Source organism: Pseudoalteromonas sp. SG43-7 (assembly GCF_014164295.1).
GTDB classification, from domain to species: Bacteria; Pseudomonadota; Gammaproteobacteria; order Enterobacterales; family Alteromonadaceae; genus Pseudoalteromonas; species Pseudoalteromonas rhizosphaerae.
The window spans coordinates 1-20,209 of the sequence record NZ_JACJEY010000031.1 but is presented as its reverse complement, the minus strand read 5'-3'; the positions used below and the strand labels follow the sequence as shown (position 1 = coordinate 20,209).

General features: G+C 39.7%; 18 protein-coding genes. 6 read left to right on the top strand and 12 right to left on the bottom strand.

Going from position 1 to position 20,209, the window contains the following annotated elements:
• Positions 1 to 140 precede the first annotated feature (140 nt).
• Positions 141 to 866, top strand: coding sequence for a flagellar brake protein (locus tag H5200_RS14495; RefSeq protein WP_257325865.1), 726 nt, complete (start codon positions 141 to 143; stop codon positions 864 to 866).
• A 54-nt stretch (positions 867 to 920) separates the two neighbouring features.
• Here H5200_RS14495 and H5200_RS14490 read toward each other — a convergent pair whose 3' ends face one another.
• From H5200_RS14490 to aceK, 4 genes are all read right to left on the bottom strand, one after another.
• Positions 921 to 1,175 (bottom strand): DUF2999 family protein, encoded by a 255-nt coding sequence (locus tag H5200_RS14490; protein ID WP_149981015.1) that lies wholly within the window; start codon positions 1,173 to 1,175, stop codon positions 921 to 923.
• 62 nt (positions 1,176 to 1,237) lie between these two features.
• Positions 1,238 to 2,200 (bottom strand): zinc-binding dehydrogenase, encoded by a 963-nt coding sequence (locus tag H5200_RS14485; RefSeq protein WP_182717911.1) that lies wholly within the window; start codon positions 2,198 to 2,200, stop codon positions 1,238 to 1,240.
• Between the two features lie 21 nt (positions 2,201 to 2,221).
• Positions 2,222 to 2,614, bottom strand: a complete 393-nt coding sequence (locus tag H5200_RS14480) for a hypothetical protein (protein WP_182717912.1) — start codon at positions 2,612 to 2,614, stop codon at positions 2,222 to 2,224.
• Positions 2,615 to 2,696: 82 nt separating this feature from the next.
• On the bottom strand, positions 2,697 to 4,484 hold the full coding sequence (aceK, locus tag H5200_RS14475) for a bifunctional isocitrate dehydrogenase kinase/phosphatase (protein WP_182761722.1): 1,788 nt from the start codon (positions 4,482 to 4,484) through the stop codon (positions 2,697 to 2,699).
• Positions 4,485 to 4,588: 104 nt separating this feature from the next.
• Between aceK and H5200_RS14470 the strand changes: the two genes are divergently transcribed.
• The gene (locus H5200_RS14470; protein ID WP_145233680.1) at positions 4,589 to 5,536 is read left to right on the top strand and encodes a LysR family transcriptional regulator; all 948 of its coding nucleotides are present in this window, start codon (positions 4,589 to 4,591) and stop codon (positions 5,534 to 5,536) included.
• A 149-nt stretch (positions 5,537 to 5,685) separates the two neighbouring features.
• Complete coding sequence (locus H5200_RS14465; protein ID WP_149981184.1) at positions 5,686 to 6,135, top strand: hypothetical protein; 450 nt, start codon at positions 5,686 to 5,688, stop codon at positions 6,133 to 6,135.
• A 1-nt stretch (position 6,136) separates the two neighbouring features.
• Here H5200_RS14465 and icd read toward each other — a convergent pair whose 3' ends face one another.
• Positions 6,137 to 7,396 (bottom strand): NADP-dependent isocitrate dehydrogenase, encoded by a 1,260-nt coding sequence (gene icd / locus H5200_RS14460; RefSeq protein WP_182761721.1) that lies wholly within the window; start codon positions 7,394 to 7,396, stop codon positions 6,137 to 6,139.
• A gap of 167 nt (positions 7,397 to 7,563) precedes the next feature.
• On the opposite strand from icd, the gene H5200_RS14455 reads away from it, so the two are divergent.
• Positions 7,564 to 8,376: a hypothetical protein gene (locus tag H5200_RS14455; RefSeq protein WP_182761720.1), complete on the top strand. Its 813-nt coding sequence runs from the start codon at positions 7,564 to 7,566 to the stop codon at positions 8,374 to 8,376.
• On the opposite strand, the gene H5200_RS14450 is transcribed toward H5200_RS14455, so the two are convergent.
• The 5 genes from H5200_RS14450 to H5200_RS14430 all read right to left on the bottom strand — a co-directional run bounded on the left by H5200_RS14450 (position 8,365) and on the right by H5200_RS14430 (position 17,307).
• Complete coding sequence (locus H5200_RS14450; RefSeq protein WP_149981010.1) at positions 8,365 to 11,067, bottom strand: 7TM diverse intracellular signaling domain-containing protein; 2,703 nt, start codon at positions 11,065 to 11,067, stop codon at positions 8,365 to 8,367. The two genes, H5200_RS14455 and H5200_RS14450, sit on opposite strands and share 12 nt — an antisense overlap.
• A 30-nt stretch (positions 11,068 to 11,097) precedes the next feature.
• The gene (locus tag H5200_RS14445; protein ID WP_182761719.1) at positions 11,098 to 13,368 is read right to left on the bottom strand and encodes a TonB-dependent receptor; all 2,271 of its coding nucleotides are present in this window, start codon (positions 13,366 to 13,368) and stop codon (positions 11,098 to 11,100) included.
• A 106-nt stretch (positions 13,369 to 13,474) separates the two neighbouring features.
• Positions 13,475 to 15,721 carry an NAD(P)-binding protein gene (locus H5200_RS14440; protein ID WP_182717917.1) on the bottom strand — a complete coding sequence of 749 codons (2,247 nt, stop codon included), beginning with the start codon at positions 15,719 to 15,721 and terminating at the stop codon, positions 13,475 to 13,477.
• Positions 15,722 to 15,730: 9 nt separating this feature from the next.
• Positions 15,731 to 16,687, bottom strand: coding sequence for an acetoacetate decarboxylase family protein (locus tag H5200_RS14435; protein ID WP_182717918.1), 957 nt, complete (start codon positions 16,685 to 16,687; stop codon positions 15,731 to 15,733).
• A 68-nt stretch (positions 16,688 to 16,755) separates the two neighbouring features.
• Positions 16,756 to 17,307, bottom strand: a complete 552-nt coding sequence (locus H5200_RS14430; RefSeq protein ID WP_149981006.1) for a dienelactone hydrolase family protein — start codon at positions 17,305 to 17,307, stop codon at positions 16,756 to 16,758.
• A gap of 449 nt (positions 17,308 to 17,756) precedes the next feature.
• Between H5200_RS14430 and H5200_RS14425 the strand changes: the two genes are divergently transcribed.
• Together H5200_RS14425 and H5200_RS14420 are read left to right on the top strand one after the other, a co-directional pair.
• A complete protein-coding gene (locus tag H5200_RS14425; protein ID WP_182717921.1) occupies positions 17,757 to 17,900 on the top strand; it encodes a hypothetical protein in 144 nt (47 codons plus the stop codon).
• A gap of 126 nt (positions 17,901 to 18,026) precedes the next feature.
• Entirely contained in the window at positions 18,027 to 18,914 is an 888-nt protein-coding gene (locus tag H5200_RS14420) for a TIGR02285 family protein (protein WP_182717919.1), read from the top strand.
• A 19-nt stretch (positions 18,915 to 18,933) separates the two neighbouring features.
• Here the strand turns inward: H5200_RS14420 and H5200_RS14415 are convergent, their stop codons facing one another.
• Both H5200_RS14415 and H5200_RS14410 read right to left on the bottom strand, forming a co-directional pair.
• Positions 18,934 to 19,512: a YceI family protein gene (locus H5200_RS14415; protein ID WP_145233661.1), complete on the bottom strand. Its 579-nt coding sequence runs from the start codon at positions 19,510 to 19,512 to the stop codon at positions 18,934 to 18,936.
• 3 nt (positions 19,513 to 19,515) lie between these two features.
• Positions 19,516 to 20,070, bottom strand: coding sequence for a cytochrome b (locus tag H5200_RS14410; RefSeq protein ID WP_149981004.1), 555 nt, complete (start codon positions 20,068 to 20,070; stop codon positions 19,516 to 19,518).
• Positions 20,071 to 20,209 lie beyond the last annotated feature (139 nt).

Sequence of the window (20,209 nt, the reverse complement as noted above, 5' to 3'; positions counted from 1 at the left end):
GTTATTTAATAGACAAAGCAGATATTTATCAGTTCAATCAACTTTGTAACAAGGCGTGTATTACTTTTATTAATTAAGGCTTATAAACTAATACCAGTCGTTTTTCGTAGTGATTTTTTAGTTCTTTTGATGGATACTATTTGGAAACAAATAATAATAACTACGTATATATGGAAATTACACAAGACAGACCAGCGCAAGCTAGCAAAGCTAAGTTTTGCTTAGACTTACTGCCAGGTAAATTAATCGACATTCAGTTCACCAACCCATTAAGTGTCAGATTTAAACTCTCTTTAGTTGGCTATGAAGCTGGTAAGTATTTAATTTTAAAGTACCCTGTCCAAGCAAAAAAAAGCCAATATGCTGATGTGTTAAAAGAAGGCAATGGCGCAATTGTACGCTATATAGTCGAAGGTGAACGTGGGGAGTGCGTCGCTTTTTCGACCACTATATTAGCTATTTCTTTTCGACCAGAAAAATTACTTTACCTTGCTTACCCTAAGAATATTGAGAGTAGGCAACTGCGTGAAGTCAGCCGTTTACAAACCCATATACCAGCAAAGATTAGCATTAATAAATCGCATACTTATGACAGTGAAAATCTATTGCAAGGTTTGATCATCGATATTTCACCGACTGGTTGTCGCTTTACTGTGCATGTTAATTCAGGGTTTTTAGCGCTTAAAAAACGCCCCGTGTTTGTGCATGTTCTATCGCCTATCGACAACAGTGCCGTGGTGATCAGTGCGCATGTGCGCAACAATCAAATGCAGGGAGATCGTTTAAGTGTGGGCATCGAGTTTGCCGCACATGAACAACAAAAAATGCAAAACTTATTGGCCGCTTACACGATAGACATTGCTTAATAATTGCATGCTTAACAAATGAGAGTAACTAAATGTACTCTCATTGATAGCTCGTTATTGGTTTTTCAACTGCTGCTTAGCTTTTTCAAGCTCACCTTCACCAATACCAAGTGAATCAGCGGCTTCTTTGATTAAATGAGGCTGAGTCATTACCAAGCCCATTAGTGCTTGTAACTTCTCTGGTGGAATACCGAGTTGCTGCACAAGTGCCATTGCCATCATTGGGTTTTGAGTAAATGCTTGAAAAAGTTCGTGTACTTTTTCATCGCTAACATTGTGCTCTTTTAATGTTGCTATAATTGGGTTCATGTTTTTGCCTTAAATCGCTTTATAGTTGCCCATAGTTATATGGGCAAATATTGGTTTTTAAACTACTGAACTAATAATACAACTTTTCCGGCATTTTCGTTTCGTTCAAGAATCGCGTGTGCCTCACCAGCGTCTTGCCAAGGCAACGTTTTATAAATATTAAAATCAAACTGTTGATTTGCTATATCGTCATAAAATTTTGCTACAAACTCATCGCGTAGTTGGCGTTTAAACGCTTGACTGCGATTGCGCAGTGTTGAGCCATGAAACGAAATACGCTTTTGTAACAAGAGTGCAAAATCTACTTCTGCGAAGCGACCATCTAAAAATGCCAGCATAATTATTTGGCAATCCATTGCAGCGATTGCTGCATTTTTACTTAAATAGCGCCCAGATACCGGATCAACAATCACGTTCGCCGTTAAACCATGGTTTTGCATGTAAGCAACAAAATCGTCGGTTTTGTAGTTGATTACATGATCGGCACCAAGCGCTTTGGCATGTTCGCACTTTTCATCGCTACCTGCGGTAATAACAACCGTTGCCCCAATACGTTTAGCCATTTGTATAGCTGCCCCACCCACGCCACTTGCGCCTGCATGGATCAGTGCTGTTTGCCCTGCTTGTAACTTACCAAGTTGAAATAACGCACCAAACGCGGTTAAATATACTTCGCTGATCGCTGCACCTTGCGCCATAGTTAAATCACTTGGTAAAGCCATTAATTGTGCGGCATCGACCGCCACATATTCGCTATATGCACCGCCTGCACACAAAGTAAATACCGCTTTATTAAGCCAGCTTTGATCAACCTCGGTGCCAAGCTCAATCACAGTGCCTGCGCATTCAAGCCCTAGAATGGGGCTGTCGCCCTGTGGCGCTGGATACTTACCTTGACGTTGCATACAATCAGCGCGGTTCACGCCGATAGCAGCAACTTTAATTAACACTTCATTAGTTTTTAATTGCGGTTTAGCGGTGTCGCTTAATGTTAAATGCTGATCTTGATGAGAAATAAATTGCATTGCAGCTCCTGAATTGATGAGTTAATCGATTTTACGCCACACTTCGGCTTCAACTAACTTACCATTTTCTGTTAAAGAATGATGCCACAAATCTCCTTCAATTTTGTAATCAAAAGCCATGGTTTTGCCAAGCAACGATTCAATGTTACCGTAAACAAAAGTCTCTACAAATTGTTGGTTTTTTAAGGTGTACTGCCCGCCACCTGCATAATGAAACTGGCCATTTTTTTGGGTGATGTAATTAAAATGAGTGGCGGTTATTAGTTTAACTGAGGTCAACTCTGGTGCTTTGGCAGTCACATAACCTTGTTCAACTGCATATTTCCCTTCCACAAACTCCCAACTACCTAATAGCGGGTTAGCTAAAACCAGCGGTGAGGTGATGAGTAAACTTGCTAATAATAGAGATTTCATGATTTTCCTTGGATTTTGTTTTATGAAACTTTACCTTTTTACACGCCCAAAATTAATCAGACTTATGGGTAATAACCCCCGGCTAAAATCGCCAACTTTGTTTGTATGGATACACATCAGCCAATTGCCCAGCATTGATATCAGCTTGGCACTGCAGCCAAAAATCAGGACTAAATAAGTCTTGATGTTGCTGGCAAAAATGACTAAATGCTTGCTGATCAGCACTAAAAAACACTTTAAACTGACTCGGGAATACATCATTTTCGGCAACATCAAAATAGCTTTCGCTGCTTAGTTCATCAAAACTATTTTCACTGCTCGGTAAGTTTCTAAAGTTACAATCCGTTAATGGGCAAATTTCATCATAATCATAAAATACCACGCGCCCCCAACGGGTCACACCAAAGTTTTTCATCAACATATCACCGGGGAAAATATTAGCCCCAGCTAACTCTTTGATCGCCTTGCCGTAATCAAGCATTACATTATTCAATTGTTTATCGTCACATTGATTGATGTATAAATTAAGTGGTGTCATTTTGCGCTCAACGTATACATGCTTAAGCACTAAGGCTTTATTTGCAATAGCCATACTTGAGCCGATACTCGCTCGCATATGGGTAAGCAATTCATCGCTAAAACGATTTAAATCAAATGCTAAATAGCGAAATTCATGGGTGTCGACTAAACGGCCGACTCTATCCGCTTGTTTTACAAAGTCGTATTTTGCCATCACCTGTGCTTTGGTTGATGTTTTAGGCGCGCTAAATTTATCTTTTATTACCTTATAAACATAATCTGAGCCAGCAGTGGTAAATACTAGCATCACCATGCCTGGCGTGCCGGGGGCAATAATGTACTTATCATCTATGGGACTATTGTTGGTGGTGTCGACCTTATAGCGATAAAACTCTGTTTTGGCATGTTTAATAAAGCCAATGGCATTGAATAATTCAAATCGTTGCTTATGTGGCATTAGCACTGATAAGTAATCTACATAGCGCGCGGGTTGGTCGGTATCAACCATAAAGTAGGTGCGAGCAAAGCCGAATAATAAACTCAGTTGATCTGCGCCCATCATCACCGCATCAAGCTTTAAACCGCTTTGGGTATGTAAAATAGCGACAGCAAAGGGCATGTTATCGCCATTTTTAGCAATGCAACGACCTATTAAGTAGCAGGCTTTATTTCTAAAAAACAGTGAATTAGCGTATTCAATATAGCCATCGTTTAAATTCATCAGCTCATACACTTGACGACATTGCTGCTGCGCACCTAACGCCAAAGTACGCTGCAAAATATCAACATCATGAGCTAAATCTGTAAATCCAACCCGAAAAGCTTGTCGATAAATAAGTTGCTCCACCGCCTGGCTAAAGCCATTTTGCAATGAAATACGACTTACTAAATTATCAAATGGCCGAGATTTAGCGCGGTATTTGGCTTTTAAAACAAATAAATGCACGGTGCGTATTTTTTTATCATCCCAAATCGAGCCAAAAGTTGAATTAAAAAATGTATGCGCAATCGGTTGGTTTTCATGATCTTGCACCATTTGGCCATAAATATGCTTTGCCTGCTGCCACAGTCGCGGATCGTTGAGCTCTTTAAATGCAATGACTCGCACCGCTTCACTAACATTTTTAACTTTCCTTTCATATACTTGTAAACGCTCACGCATTGCCGATTGTACATTTTGCCATTGCCGTTGCTCAAAACGACTTTGTGCACCTAAGGTAATATTTAAAAACTCAGCAAACATCGCTTCAAAGCCTGCGAATACGGCACGCGCTAATTTGGTCGCAATGACTTGCTCAATTGCGTTGTTAGTTTGAGTCGATAACGTATTTGCTGTTTTTAGCTCTAGCATATTTCTATCACTTATGATGACTATGTCTATTTAGTGGTTTACACACCTTAGCAAGCACGCTTTAATTTAGATAATTAATACAGCGAATGAATAAGATTGATCAAATGAATATAAGAAATGTCGATCTCAACTTGCTTGTGTACTTAAATGTACTGATAGATGAGCGAAATGTCTCGAAAGCGGCAAATAAATTAGCATTAACCCAACCTGCAATGAGTAATGCACTAAAACGTTTACGTGATTTATTTGACGATCCGCTCCTAGTTCGTGCCGCAGGCTCTATGACTCCTACTGCAAAAGCGCTGAGTTTAAAACCTGAAATAGAAGCGCTGTTAAAAATGGCTGAGGCAATAACCCAACCCAGTGATATGTTTGATCCAACCACTGGCGAACTCACCTTTAGAATTATGGCGAATGATTATTTAGAATCAACGCTAGTCGCGCCTTTTATTACCCAGCAACTCAATAAACATCCAGGACTTAATTTTGATGTGCTTAGCCCCAGCGATGTTAGCCTGCAAGATATGGAAAAGGGCAGCATTGACTTAGCCATCAATCGCTTCAACGGCCTACCACGGTCTTTTCATCAGGCCAGTGTCTGGCGCGATAACTATTGCTGTTTAATGCATCCAGCTAACCCATACTTAAAACAGCCTGATCTAGAGCAATACTTAGCGTCAGAGCATATTTGGGTAAATCGTGCAGGCTGGGGGGCTGAAGCTGCCGTCACGAATAAATCAGGTAGCCAAAAGCTGGGATGGGTAGACGAAGCTCTTTGGCAGCTTGAACAAACCCGTCATATTCGGGTGTTTACTCGTCATTACATGGTGGCAAGTTTGCTATGCCAATCGCCACAACTGATCGCCACTCTACCAAGACGACAAGCAATGCTGCTAACTAAACATACCGAGTTAGTGATTAGTCCTGTGCCGTTTCAAATTGTCCCAATTGAAGTAAAAATGCTGTGGAGCCCATTACTGCATCATGCCAGCCCACACCAATGGTTACGCCGCGAACTGCAAGCGTTTGCTAATACGATTGCTGATCGCTAGAAAGCTCTAATTAAAATGGAGCTCTCTAGTTATTATTGATTAAATCAATATCAGTTATTGAAAACAACAATTTCATAAATAGTGTGCTTAGGGCTACAGTGAAGTCATACCAAATGAGTTAACCACTAACACTGAGAGACAACATTATGATGCAAACTACAGCAAGCTTCACCCAACAAGACGGATTATTTATCGACGGCCATTTACATGCGTTCATCGAACAACAACTTTGTAAGCAAACCACCCTTGAGTGTAATGATGTTTACCAAGCATTGGCGACTCTGGTTGATGAATTTGGCTGTCAATGTCGTAAAAACAAACATTTTGACAATGACAGTTTAGATGTACAAACGTTATTGCATGCGTATCAAGTTGAGCATAATCACCCGCATTGTCATGTTGATGCACAAACAACAACTGCGGTATTAGATGAATATTGCTGTCAGGTGCCAGCTATTATTGTTGTTGCTTTAATGGATACATTAAGCGGTACACCAAGCGATGAACACAATGCAAAAGCAATTTATCAACGTGCTGCAACACTGACTAATCGCCCTTGCATGTATCGTGCAAAGCTCTACAACGCCAATGCAGCGTAGCTCATGAAACTTTTAAACGCTCGATTATCCTTTGTGTAAAATCACTGCAACTGAGGATGGTCGAGTTTTGCTGCTCTGCCTGTAAATCAAAGGTCACTTCACCGGCTATAAATGTCTGTTGCAAAGCCAGCTCTATACTGTTGGCCGCTTCGTGCCAATTCATAAACCGTAGCATCATCACCGCACTTAAAATACTACTGGTAGGATTTGCACTATTTTGTCCAGCAATACGCTCAAACGTGCCATGAGTTGGTTCAAAAAAAGCCACTTCATTATTTAAATTTGCTGTGGGCATAATACCAATACCACCCACTTGTGCAGTCAACATATCTGCTAGATAATCGCCATTTTGGTTGGTTGTTACCACTACATCAAATTGCTCAGGATTCATTAACGCTTGCTGGAGCATGTTATCTGCAATCACTTCTTTAATAACTAACGGTGCCAAGCCCTCACGTGGTATTTCTAGCCAACGGCCATTACTGTGTGGTATTGCTGAGAACTCAGTTTGCGCCACGGCAAACCCCCAACGCTTAAACGCACCATCAGTAAATTTAAGTACATTGCCTTTATGCACAACCGTTACCGAGTCACTATTTTGTTCAAGCGCATACGCTATTGCATAGCGCACTAGCCGCTCTGACCCTTCTTTAGAAATATTTTTAATGCCAATACCACATTGTTGATCAAAGCGCAGACGGGTTACGCCCATTTCTTGGCATAAAAAATCCAGCATTTTTTCGGCTTCGACACTGCCAGCTTGCCATTCAATTCCAGAGTACACATCTTCAGAGCTATCGCGGATCACAACAATATTGGTATTTTCAGGTTTTTTTAACGGTGACGGTAATGCGCAATAGCCTTTAATCGGCCGCATATTTACAAATAAATCCATTTCATGACGAAGAGCAACATTGAGTGAACGAAAACCTCCGCCAATCGGCGTGGTTAAAGGCCCTTTAATCGCTATTTTAAATTGCCGAACCGCATGAATCGTCTCTTGCGGAAACCAATCCCCATCATATAGCTGCGCAGCTTTTTCACCGTTAAAGACTTCCATCCAGTGAATTTTTCGCACTCCTTGATAACATAACTGCACAGCATGGTTCACAATGTCACGCATACAAGGGGAGATATCCTGCCCTACTCCATCACCATCAATATAAGCAATGATCGGCTGCGCCGGAATATGCCACACGCCTTTATTATCAATGCTAATTTGTTCACCCTGAGGTGGGATTTCAATGTGTTGATAACCCATAACCTGCCATATTTTTATTATAAAATATCATATAAACATTAAACCATGGTTGGCAGTGAGTGTCGTGGTTTTAGCATCTATACTTATCATTCAACAATAAAATAGTGAACGGATTTTATGCTTTACTCGGTCTTTTGTGAGCAATTAAAAACCATTAAGTACCAGATATGAAACTGTTTAATCGAATTTTATTCGTTACTTGTTTAGCGAGTACATCTGTTTTCGCAGCCCAGCTTGATCCTCAAGGATTAACCGAGCTGTCAAAAAGCAAGCAGCAGATAATACTGCAATGGCTGAATTTTAGTCTTGAGCAAACTCAGGCAACTTTAGGCCCACTGCCATACTCTAATTTACCCATTTATTTACACCCTCGGTATATTGCATTTGAACCCGTGCCTTGGGGAAGTGTGCGCCGTGGTGATCCAGGTGGCATAGAGTTACATTTTGATCGCTTTGCCAGTTTTACACAATTACGCGATGACTGGACCCTCTACCATGAAATGGCACACCTTTACTTACCGTTACTACCCTATTCGGGCTTCTGGTTAAGTGAAGGATTTGCAACCTATATGCAAAATATAATAATGCGTGATAGTAAAGTGATCACTAGGAAGCAATTTATACAACGACTATCTGCAGGGCTTGAACGCGGACGTCAGCAAACTCGAACAAAGCAACAGCCATTAAGTGAACTTGCCGACGATATGTGGCAACAAGGTGCACAACAAAGAGTTTATTGGAGTGGTAGCGCATTTTTTATTGAAGCAGAGCTGGCTTTACAGCAACAAGGACAAAGCTTGACACAATTAATAAAACGCTATCGCGAGTGTTGTTATAGCTCAAAAACAACAGCAAAAAAACTGATCACAACATTTGATCAGCTTTCACGCAGCGCCATTTTTTCAACCTTATATGCCCGTTATACACAGCGTACTGATTTTCCGGACATTACCCGTGAGCAGCTTATTTTACTGAGGTGAGTGACATAAAATATCATCAATTTCATCAAACACTTGATAAACTAAATGGCTATCTAACATCACGCTATCGGCTTTAAGGGCTTTGTCTAACTTGATTGCATGTTGGTACAATGTTTCGCACTCAAACATTCCAGCAGTTCCTTTTAGCATATGAACACTTTGTGCAAACCCTGTCATATCGCCATCTGTATATTGCTTGGTTATTGTTTCTCGCTGCTTTTTAAGCCCTTCTATGTACACCTGTTTAAGCACCTCAAATTCATGCTCTGGCAATTTTACATCTTCAAGCATTTCGATATCTAAATAACTAGCAATTTTATGACTAAATTCACTGCGGTCAATTGGTTTGCCTATATGATCAATAAACCCTTGTTTTAGATAGCGATCAACTTCATGCTTCATAGTATTTGCTGTAAGGGCAACAATGGGTGTCGTTAATCCTGTTGCCTGCATAATATGAATCGCTTGTTCACCATCCATTACTGGCATTTGAATATCTAATAAAATCAAATCAAATTGATGATCTAGGGTCGCTTGCACTGCATCTTTGCCATTTTCTACCGCAGTAACCGTTAACCCCATTCGCTCTAAAATACGTTTGATCAGTTCACGGTTTTCAGGATGATCTTCCGCTACCAGCACTTCACCCACGAGATTTCGCTGATCTTGACTTGGCAGCTCTTTTTCTTTGCTTATAGAGATCTCATCAAAACTATTGATCCAACGCACTCGTTCAGGCATATATAGCGCGATATTGAGGCTAAACTCACTGCCACTGCCAACATGGGAATGAGCGGTGATATTACCATCTAACTTTTCGGCTAAACTTTTTGAAATATTTAAACCGAGTCCTGTACCGCCATATTTACGTGAGATCGATGAGTCAGCCTGATAAAACGGCGTGAACAAGTCTTGTTGCTCAGCCTCAGTCATCCCAATGCCGGTGTCTTTAACTTTAATGATAAGCTGCTCTTTAGTGCAACTCACCACTAATTGAATATGCCCTACCGTGGTAAATTTTAATGCATTAGCTGTTAAGTTTAACAATATTTGTCGTAATCGGGTTGGATCAGAAATAATCCAATCAGGCAGTGGGAATTGGTAATCAACTTTAAATTTAAGACCTTTATCACGAATTTGTTTGCCTAATAGCGATTCTATATGCGCAATGGTTGCAAATAAGTCAGTCTCGACTAAATCAATTTCAAGGCGATTGGCCTCAATTTTTGACATATCAAGTATGTCGTTTATGAGTCCTAAAACATGGCGGCTGTTTTGTAAAATAACCCGAATACCATGATTTCGTTCGTGAGGCTTAATATCGCCTAAAATAATACCATCTGCGTAGCCTATAATAGAGGTCATTGGCGTACGTATTTCATGACTCATATTTGCTAAAAAACGGCTCTTAGCTTCACTGGCATCAGTGAGTTCTGACGCCAATTGTTGTAACTCCTGCGTACGCAATTGCACTTTTTGCTCGAGGTTTTTAGTAAGCTCAACATTCTCATCATGTAAAATACTAAATTTATTTGCCACTGCAAACGCGAGTAACATCGCATCTAAGGCGGTGCCAATCAAACCTAATAGGTACAAATCGATTGCAATCGGCGTCAGTACACCTAAATTAGTTAAATTTCCCACCATATTAGGAATTGCCATCGCTAGGTAAGCAAAGACAAAGTATCGCGCGGGTTTAAAACCACTCATCCAACTGCGAACCCCTATGTACATGCCTAAGCATAAGGTGCACCCCGTTACTATTGTTGCCCAAATAAACCCAAAACCTGGCCACATAGCAGCGAAAGGCAAACCTGCGGTTGCCACCACAGCTAATATAATTGATGCTTTGGCTAATTGTGGAAAACTGTCTTTTAGCTTAAGCAAATTATTGAAAAATAATATGTTAGTTAATGGTATTAAAACAAACCCTAGCCAATGAAAATGGGCATTATAAAAACCAAATAGTTGATCTGGAATATGGAAAAACTGGCTCCAGGCAAATACCCAGCATGCTGTAAATAAGGCGTAATAAAGGTGGGTTACATCCCGTGCGCCAAAATATATTAATAAGTTATACAAACCCAGCGCAATGCCTACTCCAAAGCACAACATCATCACCATATTTTCGATGGTGACCTGGGTAAAGAAGTCTGCATAGGGTTTTAATACCAGTTTAGGAGGAGTGTAAAAGTAGTCACTTTCATACTTGGTGATCAAAAAGTAACGCTTGCCTGGTGTAAGGGCTATTTTATTGCCGTAATGAAAAGCAAATTCGTTTTTTTCAATCCCCCCTGTTACGTAACGCGCGGCCTCAGATGTGGGATCGGCCATATCATATACACGTGTTTCAATACGCGATACTAAGGTGTTGTAAGGGAACAACACTAATTCAGCTAGCTGAGTCTGATTTTCAAGTTCGACAACTAACCAATAACTTCCGCCATAATATGTGGTACTTGTTTGTGGTTTTTTATTGTCAAGCCACGTCGCAATCTGAGTACTGTTATCAGGAAACCCTTCATAACTTGCCGCTAATAAGGTACCAACTTGAAACAAATTTATATCTTGTTGTTGCTCTGTATAAACAAACACATCCGCTGACTGTGTTGCTCGCACTTCGCAGACATATATTGTTAGCAAGCCTAAAAAGACTACATAGCAAAAACCTTGTATTGCTTTTAACAGCATACAATACGCCTCAGTTTAATGACAAAAAGATTAGAACTGATAACTAATATCCAAACCATAGCGACGACCTTCCCCTTTAAAATCTTCCAACATGCCAAGGAAAGAGCTCAAATCAAACTTCAAATTACTGTACTCACTGGCAAATAAATTTTTCCCCCACAGTACAAAACCTAGGTTATCTAATTGATAACGAATATTACCATTGACTAAACTGTAACCATCTTGCATAGCATACGGATTTTGGTTTTGATCAAAATAATAGTCTGATTGATAATCCACTAGTAATTGTGTTGTTAAGGGATTACCAGCAAGCTCTAAACGATATTCTACGCCTGCACTCACATTCCACTTTGATGTAAATGGCAGCCGATTATGAGTCAAACTGTTACCCAAAGGATCAACAAATTCTTCAAATTCCGCATGGGGAATGTAACCCATCGCAAAACGCATTGAAAGTGCTTTAGTCGCTTGATAATCGAGTTCAGCTTCAAGGCCATAGATCACTGAATCACCAACGTTTTCTAATAATTGCACGGGTGGCTTTTGTGGTGAGTCTGATGGTTGGTTCATAAACACTTGCTGATCATTATAATCATAATAAAAAGCAGCCCAATTAAACCGCACACCTTGCTCAGGCCACCATGATTTAGTACCAATTTCATGCGCATTGAGACGCTCTTTGCCATAGTCAGCTAATTCGGCTTGCTCAGGGGAAGATAAAAACCCGCCATTATAACCCCCACTTTTAATCCCATTTGCAAAACGGTAATAGCCATGGGTTGTATCGTTAATAAGGTAGTTCACAGCAAACTGACCAGAAAAACCATTATCGGATTGCTCGCCTTGCACATGATAAAATGGCACTAAAATCCCTGCTAAATCACTCGGATCAACTACCATATTTAATTGTGCCACTGAGTCATAATCAAGTGACTCATAGGAATAACGTAGTCCAACACTTAGCAACCAATCTGAATTAAGTTGATAGTCTAACTGGCTGAAAGCGGCAATATTTTGCGTGTCAATTTGGTTATCATAGAAGAAGGTTGCGGTTAAGTCGGTGGCTAATATACCGCGATAATCTCTTAAAATATCGTTAATATTATCTTGTTTGATTGATTCATCTGCGTAATATAAACCACTGGTTAAAGTATGTTTGTTCCATTGCGTTTGCAAGCGTAACTCTTGGCTAAATAAGTGAGTATCTAAACCTAGATTTCCTTCGCATAATCGCGCTGGTGAGCCATCACAATTAAATGCATGATCGCGCTCTAATTGGTTATAACTACTAATCGAAATAATTTCGTTAAACTCATTTAATTGCCAATTAATATGTGCACTAAACCCTTTACCATCCGTTTTATGCGGAGAATCGTTATTCACTTTAACCGTGTAAAAGTCGTCACTGGCATCATTGAAGCCAAAGTTATCATAGCAATTTGTCGAACCAGCTTCGCTAGGACTACATAACTGACCTGTTAATGGATCCGCCACTACACCGATATTACCGACAGGCTGCACAATACCCTGCCAATCTTCGAGGTGCGCTTGTAACAATACCTGTACAGTATCAAAATCACTTAATAGTGATAACCGTGCATTGGTTTGTTGCATTCCAGCGGTAGGTGATTGTGCAAAAGTATTGCTGGTTGAATAGTCATAGTCTTGATGATTTAAAGCAACACGAAACGCGCTATTATCACTTAATTGATTGTTATACATAGCATCAAAACTAAACGCGTTATTATTTGCTATACCCACTGTTAAATACCCCGACTCGTTAAATTCAGGACGTTTAGTGCGAATTAAAATTGCTCCGCCAGTTGAATTGCGGCCAAATAAAGTCCCCTGCGGACCACGCAAAATATCCACTTGCTCAATATCAAAGAAGTTAACGATCTGATTACTTGCAGATCCTACGGCAATGTCGTCTACATAAATAGCCACAGGCGAGGTGTTCGCCGTATTGTAGTCAACTAAACCAACCCCTCGGATATTTACCGCCGGTGGCGTGCCTTCAGCCGCATTTTGGCTGATTTTTAAATTAGGCGCGAATACCGATAACTCTGTTGAATCTTTATAATGTTGGTTTTTAAGGCTGTCACCTTTAACCTGACTAATGGCAATACTAACATCTTCTATTGCCTGCGCGCGTTTTTGGGCGAACACCTCAATGACTTCGAGGCTTTGGCTAGAGCCACTCGAATCATCATTTTTTGCCTGTGCAGCCACAGCAAAAACGAGGCTCGACGAGCACAGCAGCAATATATGATTTGAAAAAGGATAACGTTGGCTTTTCATTAGATGGTGAACCTTAATACCGACAATGTAAAGATATTGTAATTATTTACGATTATAGACTAATTTATTGATTAAAGTCGCCAAGTTATCCATTAATTAGCTAGTTTTACTGCGCTTCAAAGGCATTTTCACCACTGATCTGCTGCGGATACCCACACAGTGCTCGTGCTGTTTGCATTCCAGCCATAACCGCCGCTTCAACACAGCCTGCATTAACACCTGTTTTGATCCAATCGCCGGTAATAAATAAATTACTAAATTGCGTGCCATCAGTTGCTAAACGATATTGACTGGAACCTGAAACCGACAGCACATAACGCTCACTTGGATCAACATTCACTCGCCAGTACTGTTGATCTAAGCGCGCTGATTCTGGCACGTCATGCTGTGTATATAAAATAGACCAATCAAAGTCATTATCGTTATAAGCTAACGGCCATAATGGCTGCATATTAGTTGTTAATAGTTGTGTTAAGTTAGTTTTTACTTGTGCTTTTGCCCGTGCAGGGAAACCATGATCACTCTGTGGTGGGTACTCTTGACAAGGAAATGCACTACAAAAATAGGCAATATTCTGCGGACTATTGCTTGCAGGCCACTGCTCTTTATCAATTAAGTTTTGCATTGCAGCCCAAGTATCAAACGGTTCGCTAAAACCACTCAAAATAGGCCCTTCTTCACTTGGCGGCATATACTGCCAACCTAACTGTTGATCTGTTTTATTTAACCAAATCTGACTGGCTTGTGTTGCTACCGAAAGAACATTTTTAGCCTGAGCAGCAAAGTTGTCGTCTATTGCTAATAATTGTGGGCAAACATGCTCTAATGAAGCAACTGAGACCCCAAGGATCAGCCGGTCAAAATCATCTTTAAACTGCAGTGTTTTAGTTGGTAGTTGTGCGCCAAAATGTGCTTGGTAACAGCTGGGCCAATCACTCCAAAATGATTCTAAATTAATATTATTCTGCTTTAGTAACAGGGCCTGCTCGTGGTTTATCTGCTGATAAAGAGGCTCACTTGGCCAGCAAGCTAAGTTTTTCACATCAATTAATGGCTGATACTCTGATGAGTTATTTAAACTCACTTGCTGTTGTAATAACACAGAAGCAACACAGTTTTGGCCACTTTCATCAATCCCAGGTGTAAGTTGCTGTAGTTGATGGAAGAATTCAAAGTTGACGCCTCTTTGTTTTAATAATTCATACAATGGCGCAAAAATAACATCGCCCATTCCCGCCTGCATTTTCCACATTACCCCACCGCGATAACACAATGCGATTCTAAGCATGGCAAGTGCAGCAACTCCAGCTTCTACATTTGGTTTTTTAAAATCACCTTGTGGGTAGGCAAACACTAAATCATAAAAACCACGCACGGGCGAAGAATCGACACTGTATTGTTTATTCGCACCATTTTTTAATAACCATTGACGAAAATCATACTTGTTAATGACCCCAAAACCATCGCGATAAACTTTATCTTTAATCAATCCAACCAGCATCGCTATCGCTAAATCGGCACAAATATAAATACGCCTCAACTCTGCATTGTCATCCAGTAACTCGGTTAACTCTTGGTTAATCCAGCGTTTTAGTTTTCTGACAATATACCAAATCACTAAACTATCTTTCTTCTCAGAAATTTGTGGCTGCAGTGTGTTGTTACTTTGCACAAAGCTATTTAATTTATCGACAAGTAAGCTAGGTGTTGAAGTGATTTCTTGATTGAGATTTTGTATATCGTTGGTAAACGTTTGCCATGCCTCACTGCCATCAGAAACCAAGGTCTGAATTTGTTGATGAAAATGGCGTAGTAGGTATCTATCTCGTGGTTTTTTTGTCGTTAATTGTGTGCTCTTAGCTTGGACTCTGGCGGCCAGTTCAAATTGTGGTATCCATTTTTTTAGCCATGCAAGGGTCATTTTTACAAAGTCCCACACGGTAATATCTAAACTCCCATTCGCTGGATTGCCAGGTAAAACAGGAAACTCTATAGGCCACGTTTGCCACTGTTCATCAATGTGCTCCTCAAGGGCAATAAAACTATGCGGTTTAAGTGCTTGTTGCCAGGTACTCAGTGCACTCGTTGGCGGACGCTGTAGCTTGTCGTATACAGTTTCAATGGTTTTAAAACTATTAACATAGGCACCAAACCAGACATGTAAACCATGCTCTTCTATGCGCTGCCCCATAACAGCATTACGGCCACTGGCTCCTTTTCCTCCTAAACGCCAACCTTGTTGGTACACTGTAATATGTCTTTTTTGCTGCCAATTAGGTTGTTCAGTTAGGTATAAAGCAGCCGTCATTGCGGCAACCCCCCCCCCTATAATAACTATTTTTTCTTGCTCCATAATGGATCCTTACTTAGGGAGTATTTGTGTAGCTTGAAGTTGGTCAAAATCCATCTTGATATAAAACGGCAAATACACAGCTTGCGCTCCTAGCTGTAAACCGAACATTTGCGCTAAAGGAAAACTATCTAGTTGCTGTAAATGTAGCTGATAAGCACCACTGAGTAGCTTAAATTGATGGATTTTCTTTATTTCTGAAGGAGAGTGCATAACCGCTTGAAAAACAGCCTTATCGCCTTGCCCGTCAGGTAATTGCTTAAATAGTATTTGATCCATCTGTGGATTCACAAAACCCTGTAACAGCTGCTTTAATAGCGAAAAATCAATACCAATATGATCCCCATCAAACAAATTGGCGACATGCTCGCCAAAGTCCTCTAATACAGATAATAAGCCATCGCTTTGCGTCTTGACGTTTTTGGTGACTGAAAATAAATGCTGTGATTGTAATTTTGACGTTGGCGAAAAATGCTTAAAACAATCCAATGAAACTGAAAAGTCGGTTATATCACTTACCGAACTGGGCATCTGGTAATCACATAAATATTTATTGTAACCCCATGTTTCTCTGCCGTTTATTAATGCATAAACATTATTTACGCAAATAAACGCCGGATACCAATAAAGATGAGTAATATCTTCATCATTGCCTTGCTTTTCTACCTTTGCAACTGGTAACCAAATAATAATATCAGTCTCTTGCATCCAACCGTGCTCACTAAAAGGCGGCGTTAATGAGGCAATTTTTTCTATGTCGGTAAAGGTTAATAATGCATATTCGCCTATGCCTTTAAAATATAACTCATCCGTTGCAACAATATTAAGCGTTGTATCGATATACTGTTGAACTTTATCCTGATCTATTTTTGCAAAAAAACCATACATATTTGCATTAGTCATTCGACATGGTGGCTTTGCAACAGGGTTTGATAAAAAGTGACTATAAGGAGGTAGTTGTACGGTCATGATTTATAATTATTTTATTGGATAAAAAATAAGTATAGCCAAGATTTTTTACAAGATAGTAATTTCAGTTAATTATTTTCAGTGAGCAAGTATTGGCTATATTGTTGATAACCAAAGCTATCGAAGCCTTTTGACAAGGGATTCATAAACCCATGACCGTAGTCTGCACGCTGGCATTGCACTTTGATTTGCTGCTCTAAACAAGCGAGCACAGGATGAATATCAAAGTGCACTTCTTGCTTCGCAAAAATAAACTCGCAGGCCACGCTGGCAGACAAATCTAAATAATGACGAACTTGATTTGGATAAAATGCCACTAATCTTTTTATCTGTGAATTTTTCACAGTTGCTTGGCTTCGCCACGCAGCGGCTCCACCAGCACTAAAACCGATTACCGTAGTTGGTTTAGTTACTCTACTAAGAATGGTATTAAGCTTGTTGAAATAGTTATCGTGACCACACTCAGTGATAAATAAATCATACTGTAATTGCTCATCAATCACTGGCTGCAATTGCCCATCGTACGGATCGACAATTATGCTTTTAGCGTTAAATTGCCGTGCAAAGTGACTCAAATGAGCGGTTTTACCAAAAATATCACTAACGATAATGTATTCCATAGCCAAATCTTATTATTTACAGTTAAATTACCGCACAACAGTTAAAATACCGCTAAACGCCTTTTTCAGATTAGCTAATTAAAATACAGCAGTTAAAATACAATGGCTAGAATAAAGTTAAAATAATGCTTGCGTAAATAAAATTACTGGGGTAGATTGTCCTCTTGGTCCTAAAAAAGCCTCGCGGTTAACCTCTTTACCCTGATCCAGTAATCCCCGCAAAACGTATATTATAGAGCTAAGTTATTGTACGGCGAGAACCCCAATTCAGACTACGGCATATTTTTAAATAGTCGCATAAATGTCATAAAGATCGTCAACACTGTAATGAAGCTAAACACAACACGGTCTATCTAATTGTGCTTTGAAAGCTAATAAAGAAATTAGCGCACATTAAAGATAACAAGAAAAAAGTGAGTTTTATTATGTCTTATAGTTACAACGGATCTATGATCCAAATCGCACATCCAGTGCAATCAATTTCAGTAAATAAACAACGTGTTATTTTTTCTGATACACAAGGTTTAAAAAATACCTTATTTACAAAAGCAAGTGACGCACGTCAATTTGTTAAATGGTTAAAAGCCAATTAATCGATACTGATTTGCTTCCTCGCAATTTAAATGACGCCAGCTAATGCTGGCGTTTTGCTTTTTTTAAGCTAACTATTTAACAGCTGCTACACTTAGTATATTAATAATTTATCTGTGGTTGAATTAATGCATTATGCCTTTCGTTATGCTTTTTTATCATTGTTAATTAGCACTCCTTTGCATGCTAAAACAATTGATTGGATAGTCACTGACTTTGCCCCTTATTATATTTTTAACGATCAATACGCAGGAACAGGCCGCGATGAAGGTGTTATCGCCTTATTAGAACAACAGCTTCCTAGCTATACATTCAACCGTACTATTTTTCCATCAAGTCGCACAATACAGGAGCTGTCTAACCCAAATCATACTTACTGCATGCTCTCGCTATACCAAAGCCCGCACCGCAAACAACACATCAGCTTTAGTGAACAGACTTCGACGGTTGGCTTATCGCCTTCTATTGCTATTCACCAAGAGCTTGTGCAACATCTCAAGCTTGAAACAAGTACACCTGCATCATTGAAAACCCTACTCAATCAATACCAACTTGCACTGGGGATTTCTATGAGCCGATCATACGGTAATGCTATTGATGCAGTAATTAATAATAGTGCCGACGCATCGATAATTATTCGACCTGGTCGCGATACCCTTGCCAGTTTGACTTACATGTTAAAGAAAAAGCGCATTGATATTTTATTGGGCTACCCAAGCGAGCATTACTATTTAGCAAAATCGATGGGGTTTGAAGATCAGTTAATGCAATTGCCTCTGACTGAAGCTCCCGATCTGAGTTATGGCTATATTGGCTGTACTAATACCGAGCAAGGTATCGCGCAAGTTGAAGTGCTTAATGCAGCACTGAAAGAAATAAAACAACAACCAGCCTACCACGAAGTGTTATTACGTTGGTTACCAGATAATTTAAAACCGTTACTAGAGCAACGTTACAAGCAAACAAAAACGCCCCAACTGAGTGAGGCGTTTATCAATATTAGCATATTTATTTAACCTGAATTCAGGTTAGGTTTTACTTACGCACACCTTCAATATACAAACCAATATCAACATGTGTAGATGCAGGACCTAGGTTGTAATCAATACCAAAATCAGCAAGCTTTAAACTGGTTTCACCTTCAAAGCCAACTCGGTAACCACCCCATGGATCTTTACCTTCACCAATTTTATCGATTTCAAAGGTAATCGTTTTTGTTACACCATGAAGGGTAAACTCACCTGTTACATCAGCTTCATCACCCTCTTCATCAAACTTAATTGACGTACTTTTGAAGGTCGCTGTTGGAAACTTATCAACATTTAAAAACTCTTTACCACGTAAATGCTTATCACGTTCAGCATGGTTCGAATCGATACTTTTAGTATCAATATTAACCATGATCTGTGATGCGTCTGGGTTAGCTGCATCGTAGCTAAAGCCGCCGTCAAAAGTATTAAAACGACCGTGTAACCAGCTATAACCTAAATGCTTAATTTTAAAGTTTACAAATGCATGGGCACCTTGAGTGTCAATAACATAATCTGCAGCGTGTGCAGTATTAGCACCAAACAATGTTGCTGCTACTGCAGCTGAAAGTAATATTTTTTTCATTTATTAATCATCCTTTTGTGGTTTTATCATTCTAACTAAGGTTTTATCTTTATCGATAAAGTGATGTTTTAACGCCCCAAGAGCATGTAAAACCACTAATCCTATGAGGCTACACGCCACATAGTAGTGAACTTTACCTGCAATATCTGCTTGATTAGCTACTGAAAAATCAATTGCGGGAATACTAAATAAGGTAAACACCTCAATTGCACGACCATCCGCAGTAGAAATCAAATACCCTGAAATCACAATGACGCTAAGCAGTAGATATAAAAATATATGTACTGTATGCGCTACATTATTTAACGCTTTACTGCTGCCCGCTACTGGCTCAGGCTGCGTGCCCAATGCACGCCAAGCAAATCTAAAAATTAATAAAGCAACTAAGGTGATCCCTACGCTTTTATGTAAATCCAAAGAACCTTTATACCAACTATCGTAATAAGTAAGTTCAACCATGTACAAGCCAAGACCAAATAAGCCAATCACCATTACCGCCATTAACCAATGTAATAAAATGGCAACCACACCGTACGAAGATTTTGTATTTTTAAGCATGTGTTATTAATTCCATTATCGAATGACATCAGAATAGCGCGTACCTAGATAGAAGAAAATAGCTAATAACAAACAAGTTATGTGCGTATATGCACAAGTAAGATTAAATTTAGCAAGTTAGCAAGTTAGCAAGTTAGCA

Excerpts from the sequence above, each read along its gene's own strand:
- H5200_RS14490 (WP_149981015.1), bottom strand. The coding sequence starts at position 1,175 with ATGAACCCAATTATAGCAACATTAAAAGAGCACAATGTTAGCGATGAA.
- H5200_RS14485 (WP_182717911.1), bottom strand. The coding sequence starts at position 2,200 with ATGCAATTTATTTCTCATCAAGATCAGCATTTAACATTAAGCGACACC.
- H5200_RS14480 (WP_182717912.1), bottom strand. The coding sequence starts at position 2,614 with ATGAAATCTCTATTATTAGCAAGTTTACTCATCACCTCACCGCTGGTT.
- aceK (WP_182761722.1), bottom strand. The coding sequence starts at position 4,484 with ATGCTAGAGCTAAAAACAGCAAATACGTTATCGACTCAAACTAACAAC.
- H5200_RS14470 (WP_145233680.1), top strand. The coding sequence starts at position 4,589 with ATGAATATAAGAAATGTCGATCTCAACTTGCTTGTGTACTTAAATGTA.
- H5200_RS14465 (WP_149981184.1), top strand. The coding sequence starts at position 5,686 with ATGCAAACTACAGCAAGCTTCACCCAACAAGACGGATTATTTATCGAC.
- icd (WP_182761721.1), bottom strand. The coding sequence starts at position 7,396 with ATGGGTTATCAACACATTGAAATCCCACCTCAGGGTGAACAAATTAGC.
- H5200_RS14455 (WP_182761720.1), top strand. The coding sequence starts at position 7,564 with ATGAAACTGTTTAATCGAATTTTATTCGTTACTTGTTTAGCGAGTACA.
- H5200_RS14450 (WP_149981010.1), bottom strand. The coding sequence starts at position 11,067 with ATGCTGTTAAAAGCAATACAAGGTTTTTGCTATGTAGTCTTTTTAGGC.
- H5200_RS14445 (WP_182761719.1), bottom strand. The coding sequence starts at position 13,368 with ATGAAAAGCCAACGTTATCCTTTTTCAAATCATATATTGCTGCTGTGC.
- H5200_RS14440 (WP_182717917.1), bottom strand. The coding sequence starts at position 15,721 with ATGGAGCAAGAAAAAATAGTTATTATAGGGGGGGGGGTTGCCGCAATG.
- H5200_RS14435 (WP_182717918.1), bottom strand. The coding sequence starts at position 16,687 with ATGACCGTACAACTACCTCCTTATAGTCACTTTTTATCAAACCCTGTT.
- H5200_RS14430 (WP_149981006.1), bottom strand. The coding sequence starts at position 17,307 with ATGGAATACATTATCGTTAGTGATATTTTTGGTAAAACCGCTCATTTG.
- H5200_RS14425 (WP_182717921.1), top strand. The coding sequence starts at position 17,757 with ATGATCCAAATCGCACATCCAGTGCAATCAATTTCAGTAAATAAACAA.
- H5200_RS14420 (WP_182717919.1), top strand. The coding sequence starts at position 18,027 with ATGCATTATGCCTTTCGTTATGCTTTTTTATCATTGTTAATTAGCACT.
- H5200_RS14415 (WP_145233661.1), bottom strand. The coding sequence starts at position 19,512 with ATGAAAAAAATATTACTTTCAGCTGCAGTAGCAGCAACATTGTTTGGT.
- H5200_RS14410 (WP_149981004.1), bottom strand. The coding sequence starts at position 20,070 with ATGCTTAAAAATACAAAATCTTCGTACGGTGTGGTTGCCATTTTATTA.